This is a genomic window from Kitasatospora sp. NPDC043949 (assembly GCF_056435365.1).
The window spans coordinates 246981-253939 of record NZ_JBWKEQ010000002.1; the positions used below are offsets into that span (position 1 = coordinate 246981).

At 77.8% G+C, this 6959-nt stretch carries 5 protein-coding genes; 3 read left to right on the plus strand and 2 right to left on the minus strand.

What is annotated here, in order from left to right; genetic code table 11:
• Window positions 1-127: 127 nt before the first annotated feature.
• Entirely contained in the window at window positions 128-1012 is an 885-nt protein-coding gene (locus AC07AL_RS03265) for a hypothetical protein (RefSeq protein WP_363579317.1), read from the minus strand.
• Window positions 1013-1497: 485 nt separating this feature from the next.
• Between AC07AL_RS03265 and AC07AL_RS03270 the strand changes: the two genes are divergently transcribed.
• Together AC07AL_RS03270 and AC07AL_RS03275 are read left to right on the plus strand one after the other, a co-directional pair.
• Window positions 1498-2667: an exonuclease SbcCD subunit D gene (locus AC07AL_RS03270; RefSeq protein ID WP_478316632.1), complete on the plus strand. Its 1170-nt coding sequence runs from the start codon at window positions 1498-1500 to the stop codon at window positions 2665-2667.
• Entirely contained in the window at window positions 2664-5717 is a 3054-nt protein-coding gene (locus tag AC07AL_RS03275; RefSeq protein ID WP_478316634.1) for an AAA family ATPase, read from the plus strand. The genes AC07AL_RS03270 and AC07AL_RS03275 overlap by 4 nt, the downstream gene beginning before the upstream one ends.
• 133 nt (window positions 5718-5850) lie before the next feature.
• Here the strand turns inward: AC07AL_RS03275 and AC07AL_RS03280 are convergent, their stop codons facing one another.
• A complete protein-coding gene (locus AC07AL_RS03280) occupies window positions 5851-6078 on the minus strand; it encodes a hypothetical protein (RefSeq protein WP_363627559.1) in 228 nt (75 codons plus the stop codon).
• Window positions 6079-6231: 153 nt separating this feature from the next.
• Here AC07AL_RS03280 and AC07AL_RS03285 point away from each other — a divergent pair.
• Window positions 6232-6959: DUF1990 family protein (locus AC07AL_RS03285; protein ID WP_478316697.1), on the plus strand; the 728-nt coding region annotated here is incomplete at its 3' end.

The following is a 6959-nucleotide window of genomic DNA, read 5'->3' on the forward strand; positions in this document are numbered from 1 at the left end:
GGCCGGAGCGGCGGCGTGGGGCACCGCGCGCTCCTGCTGTTGATCTTCTCCGAATCTTCCCCGAACAGGCGGTCGATGAACAGTCCCCAGCGCCGCATGGTGGATGACAGGGGTGGAAACCCCCTGATCACCCCAGCGGCCCACCCCCCTCCCCCGGCCCAGCCGAGCCGGGCTCCGGGAAGCCCGGCAGCGGGAAGCCCGGTCGCGGGACCACCCCGGGCGGGAACGGCAGCCCGCGCGCCGCGTCGTCGGCCAGCTCGTCGAACACCTCGTGCACCGTCATCGGCCGCAACCGCCCGCCGGCCAGCGCCCAACCGCGCACCCACGGCCCGTCCGAGGCCGGGGCCCCGGGCGCCGGGACGCCCGGATCGCCGTGCAGCAGCAACGCCCCCGCCCCACCACCGGCGACCCCCGCCGCCAGCGTGACGCAGAACGCCTCGGTGTCCCGCCCGGCGGGGTAGAGGCCGCCCGCCTCCACACAGACCTCCACCGCCGAGCTGAGCTGCTCGCCGTCCTCCGGGCCGTGGCAGCGCAGCGTCAGCAGGTGGCAACCCTCCCCCGCGCCCTCGGCCAGCGCGAGGTAGACCGACGTCACGTACCCCATCACCGCCGCCAGCCGCCGCTGCCCGTCCGGGTCGTCGCCGACCGCCTCCAGCAGGGCCACGCCCGCGACGGACATCCGCACCCGCGCCCGGTGGTCGTCCAGCAGGACCGGGAGCAGTTCGGCCAGCCGCTCCCCCGCGTAGACGAAGGGCTCCCCGGCCAGCTCCGGATCGCCCGCGTACGCGACCCGGGCGGCGGGCGTCCGGGGGTCGAGGCCGAGCGCCGTGCAGTAGTCCTCGTAGTCACCCGCCTCCAAGACCCGCAAGTGCACCTCCAGGCCCTGCGCGTGCAGGGCCCTCAGCTGCTCCTCCGAGCGCCGCAGGTACTCCTGGTGGGCGAGCCGGCCGAACAACCCATACCGCGCGAGGCCGGCGAAGTCGGCCGCAGCCGCCGCCAGCGCGACCGCCACCGGCTGCGGCGGCGGAGCACCCCGGGCCCGCCCGCCGCGGCGCCCCCGTGCACCCGCCCCGCCCGCACGCCCTCCCGGCGGCCGGTCACCACCGGACGGCCGGGCCCCACCGGGAGCGCCCGGCCCACCGTCCGCCCCGGCCCGCCGCCCGGCGCGCAGCAGCACCCGCCGGCGGACCCGCGACCGCCCGAAGACATCCACGGCCCCGGAACACTCGGAACCCCCGGGGCCCCCACAACGCCCCGCACAACGCTCCGCAACCCCGGAGCCCTCACGACCCGACGACCACACCCGCATGGTTCCTCCCACCGACTAGCCCAGCACCGGACACCGCCGACGGCCCCGACCCCGGAACCGCCGACGTCGAGGAACATACACAGAGCCACTGACAATCCACCCCGAGTAATCGAACGCGCATGTCCCGAGACCCTCGGGTCTCCTGATCCGGACGGGACTGTCAGTACCGGACGTTAAGGTCGGGAACCATGCGACTGCTGCATACCTCCGACTGGCATCTGGGCCGCTCCTTCCACCGGGAGAGCCTGCACGACGCCCAGCGCGCGTTCCTGGACCACCTGGTGGACGTGGTCCGGGCCGAGCGCGTGGACGCCGTGCTCGTCGCCGGGGACGTTTACGACCGGGCGCTGCCGGGCCTGGACGCGGTCGCCCTGTTCGACGACGTGCTGCACCGGCTGGCCGGGCTGGGCGTGCCGACGGTGTTCATCAGCGGCAACCACGACTCGGCCCGCCGCCTCGGCGTCGGCGCCGGGCTGATCGGCCGGGCCGGCATCCACCTGCGCACCGACCCGGGCGAGTGCGCCGCCCCGGTGCTGCTGGCGGACGAGCACGGGCCGGTGGCGGTCTACGGGCTGCCGTACCTGGAGCCGACGCTGGTGCGCGAGCGGTTCGGGCTGGAGCGCGGCGGGCACGCGGCGGTGCTCGGCGCGGCGATGGACCAGGTCCGGGCCGATCTCGCGGCCCGCCCGGCCGGCACCCGCGCGGTGGTGCTGGCGCACGCCTTCGTCACCGGCGGGACGGCGAGCGACAGCGAGCGGGACATCGCGGTCGGCGGCGTCGCCTCGGTGCCCGCCTCCGTCTTCGACGGCGTGCACTACGCCGCGCTCGGCCACCTGCACGGCTGCCAGACCCTGGCCCCGCACCTGCGCTACAGCGGCTCGCCGCTCGCCTACTCCTTCTCCGAGGTGGACCAGCGCAAGACCATGTGGCTGGTCCACCTCGCGGCCGACGGCTCGGTCGCCGCCGAGCGCGTCGACTGCCCGCGCCCGCGCCCGCTCGCCACCCTGCGCGACAGCCTCGACGCGCTGCTCACCAAGGACGAGTACGCGCCGTACGAGCAGGCCTGGGTACAGGCGACACTCACCGACGCGGCCCGCCCGAGCGAGCCGATGGAGAAGCTGCGCCGCCGCTTCCCGCACACCCTCCAGCTGCTCTTCGACCCCGAGGAGAGCGAGGCCGAGCCCTCCCGGTCGTACGCGGCCCGGGTCAGCGGCCGGGCCGACCTGGAGATCGCGGAGGGCTTCCTGCGGCACGTGCGCCCGGGTGCCGAGCCGGAACCGGACGAGCTGGGCTGGCTGCGCGCCGGGTTCGAGAGCGTCCGGGAGACCACCGACCGGAAGGCGGACCTGCCCCGATGAGGCTGCACCGGCTCACCGTCAGCGCGTTCGGCCCGTTCGCGGGCAGCGAGAGCGTCGACTTCGACGCGCTCGCCGCCGGCGGCCTGTTCCTGCTGCGCGGCGCCACCGGCGCGGGCAAGAGCAGCGTGCTGGACGCGGTCTGCTTCGCCCTCTACGGCGACGTCCCCGGCACCCGGCGGGCCAACCGGCTGCGCAGCGACCACGCCGAGGCGCGCAGGCTGACCGAGGTCCGGCTGGAGCTGACGCTCGGCGGGCGGCGGCTGCAGATCACCCGGCTGCCGGAGCAGCGGCGGCCGAAGAAGGTCGGCACCGGCACCACCGTCGAGCGGCCGCAGACCCTGCTGCGCGAGTGGGCCGCCGACGCGGGGGACGGCACGCCCGGCTGGCGGGCGGTGAGCAAGTCGCACCAGGAGGCCGGGGAGGAGATCCACCGGCTGATCGGCATGAACCGGGAGCAGTTCTGCCAGGTGGTGCTGCTGCCGCAGGGCGACTTCGCCCGCTTCCTCAAGGGCGACTCGGAGGAGCGCGGCAAGCTGCTGCGGCGCCTGTTCGACACCGAGCGGTTCCAGCACGTCGAGGGGTGGCTCGCGGAGCAGCGGCGCGTCCAGGAGGCCGCCGTCCAGGCCGGCCGGCGCCGCCTGCGGGATCTCGCCAGCAAGGCCGAGCAGGCGGCCGGCCCCGGCGCCGAGTCCGCAGAGGGCTGGGTGCCGGCCGAGGAGGACGCCGCCGACCTGACCGCCGGGGTGCTCGGCTGGGCGGCGATCCTGCGCAGCGGCGCAGCCGAACAGTTCACCGTCGCCGGGGAGGCGCTGGCGGGCGCCGAGGAGGCGCAACGCGCCGCCCAGGGCGAGCGAGCGGCCGCCGAGGAGCTGTCCGGGCGGCAGCACCGCCACCGGCAGGCGCTGCTCCAGGCCGACCGGCTGGCCGCGTTCGAGCCCGAGGCGGCCCGGGACGGCCGGCGGCTGGCGGCGGCGCAGGCGGCCGTCGGGGTGGAGTCCGCGCTGCGGCTGCACGAGGGCGCGGCCGAGGCGCACCGGCGGGCCCGGGAGGCCGAGCGCCGGCACCGCGAGGTGCTGGCCGGCGACGGCGGCGCGGGCAGCGCGGCCGCCGGGGGCCCGGCGCTGGCCGAAGCGGGGGCCGCCGAGCTGGCCGAGGCCGAACGGGGCCTGCGGGCCGGGCTCGTCCGGCTGGAGGCCGCCGGGGCGGAGGAGCGGCGCTGCGCCGAACTCGCCCGCGAGCAGCGGAGCCTGGACGAGGAGCGCCGGCGGGCCGACGAGTTCGCCGAGGAGGCCGAGGACTGGCTGGCCGAGTATGACGAGCGGCTCGGAGGCCTCCAGGAGGAGCAGAACCGGGCCCGGTCGGCGGGCGCGCTGGTCGAGCAACTCGACGGCCGACGGGTCGAGTTGAGCACCCGCCTGGACGCCGCCCGGGAGCGCGACGGCCTGCGGGCCGAGATCGCCGCCGCCGAGCCGCGCGCTGCCGCCCTGCGCACCGCCGCGCTGGACGCCCGCGAGTACGGCCTCGGCCTGCGCGAGCGGCGGCTGGCGGGCATGGCCGCCGAGCTGGCCGAGCAACTGCGCGCGGGCGAGGCGTGCCGGGTCTGCGGCTCGCCCGAACACCCGGCACCCGCCGAGACCGCCGACGGCCGGGTCGGCGCCGACGACGAGGAGCGTGCCCGCCGGGCCCAAGCCGTCGCCGAACAGGCCTGGACGGCAGCGGACCAGGCCCTCACCGCGCTGCGGGTCCGCGAGGCGACCGCCACCGGCGCGGCCGGGCCGGAGGGTGCCGACGCGCTCGCGCAGGCCCTCGCCGAGCTGGACCGCGAGCACCGCGAGGCGCTGCACTCGGCGGAGGCGCTCGGCCGGGTCGAGCAGGAGATCGCCCGCTTGTCGGCCGACCAGGACCGCCGGCTCGCCGAACTGCGCGAGGCCCGGGAGCGCGCCGCCGTCCGTACCGACCGGCTCCAGGCGCTCCAGCACGAACAGCACGAACTCGCCGCGCGGGTGGCCGCGGCCCGGGGCGAGGCGGCCTCCGTCGCCGCGCGGGCGGCCGCGCTGGAGCGGCTGGTCGAGCGGGTCGCCGCCGTGGCCGAGGCCTCGCGGGCCTGCGCGCAGACGCTGGCCCGGCTCGGGGACGCCGAGGTCGAGCTCGCCGAGGCCGCCGCCGCAGCGGGCTTCCCGAGCCCCGAGGAGGCCCTCGCCGTACTGCTCCCCCGCGCGGAGCGCGAGCGACTGGCGGCCCGGCTGGAGCGGCACCGAACCGAGTCCGCCGCCGTCCGGCACGAACTCGCACTGCCCGATCTGGCCGAGGCCGCGGCCCGTCCGCCGGTCGACCTGTCCGCCGCCGCGGCCGCGCTCAGCGCCGCCACCGACCGGCTGGGCCGGGCCCACGCCGCCCGCTCGGCGGCCGCCGAACGGTGCGCGGCACTGGCCTCGATCGGCCGGCAACTAGCGGACCTCGCAGCCGAGTTGGCCCCGGCGCTGGCCCGGTACGGGCGGATCAACCGGCTCGCGGCGCTGGCCGCCGGCACCTCCACCGAGAACCGGCTCCGGATGCGCCTGGAGTCCTACGTCCTGGCGGCCCGCCTGGAGCAGGTCGCGGCGGCGGCCAGCGACCGGCTGGTCCGGATGTCCGGCGGCCGCTACACCCTGGTGCACAGCGACGACCGGGGCACCGGCAACAAGCGCTCGGGTCTGGCCCTGCGGGTGGTCGACGCCTGGACGGGCACCGAGCGGGACACCGCGACGCTCTCCGGGGGCGAGAGCTTCTTCGCCTCCCTCGCCCTGGCCCTGGGCCTGGCCGACGTGGTCACCGACGAGGCCGGCGGCATGCCGCTGGACACCCTGTTCATCGACGAGGGCTTCGGCACGCTCGACGAGCAGTCCCTGGAGGAGGTGATGGACGTCCTCGACGGCCTGCGCGAACGCGACCGGGCGGTCGGCATCGTCAGCCACGTCGCCGACCTGCGCACCCGCATCCCCGCCCAGCTCCTGGTCCGCAAGGGGCGACGCGGCTCGACCCTGGCCCTGGCCGGGCGGGAGGACGCCTAGGGACCGCTCAGGGGCACTGCCAGCGGTCTTGAGGCGGCCTTCCGGTGCCTTCTGGGCCCTGCATCGCCGCAGGTCAACGGCTTGCGGGCACTGTCAAGCCGGTGGCATTGCGGCTAGGGCACACTGCGTCGCATCAGCCCGAACAGGCCACCCGCTGGGCCTGTTGCCAGGTGCAGACCGGGCAGAGCGTGCTGCCCGGGTGGTCGGCGGGCAGTTCGGTCGGCTCCCCGCACAGGACGCAGTCGGCCCGCGGCCCGGTCGACGCCGGATCGCGCACCAGCGCCGCCTGCGCCGCCTGCACCCCGCCGTCGGGGGCGAACTCGCAGACCGCCGTGTCCTCGTTCCTCGCGCTGTCGCTCATGCCGCCTTCCTACTCCGCCCCCGGCCCCCGCCGCAAGGCGCCGCCGGCCCGAGCCCGACCCGAGCGCCGGACCGCCCCGCCCCACGCCCCGCCCCCCTCCGCCCCGGGCGACCCGCCGGCGGCGGGCCCGCGAGGCCCGGCTACGGTGACCGCATGGCCACCGACCTCCAGCGGCGCCTGCTCGCCGCCCGCGCCACCGCGCCCTCCTACCCCGAGGCCGGCGCCACCCGCGGCGGCCCGCTGCCGGACGGCTACGCGCACCTGCGGCGGCGGGTGCACCTGGGCCGCGGGCCGCAGGTGCTGGCCCGGGCCGGGCGGTACGTGCTCGGCTGGGGAAGCCAGCTGGGCACCGGCTTCGCCGTGTACCCGCACGCGCCGGCCGAGCCGGGGTCGACGGTGCTGCTGCGGCTGAGCCTGCCGGGCGGCCGGTGGCCCCGGCTGGTGATCCCGTGCCGGGTGGTGTGGACGGTCGAGGAGCCGGACCGGATCGGCTTCGCGTACGGCACGCTCCCCGGGCACCCGGAGTGCGGCGAAGAGGCGTTCCTGGTGTCCATGGACGCCGCCGGCGAGGTGTGGTTCGAGGTGTCGGCGTTCTCTCGGCTGACCGCCTGGTACGCGCGGCTGGGCCGGCCGGTCGCGCTGCTCTGCCAGTACCTGGCGATCGAGCGCTACCTGGCCGCGGTGGCCGCCGCCGCCGTGGCCGAGCCGGCCGGGCCCGGGGGGGGGGGGGGGGGGGGGGGGGGGGGGGGGGGGGGGGGGGGGGGGGGGGGGGGGGGGGGGGGAGGGGGTGGGGGGGGGGGGGGGGGGGGGGGGGGGGGGGGGGGGGGGGAGAAGGGGGGGGGGGGGGGGGTGGGGGGGGGGGGGGGGAGGTCCCGCTCCCC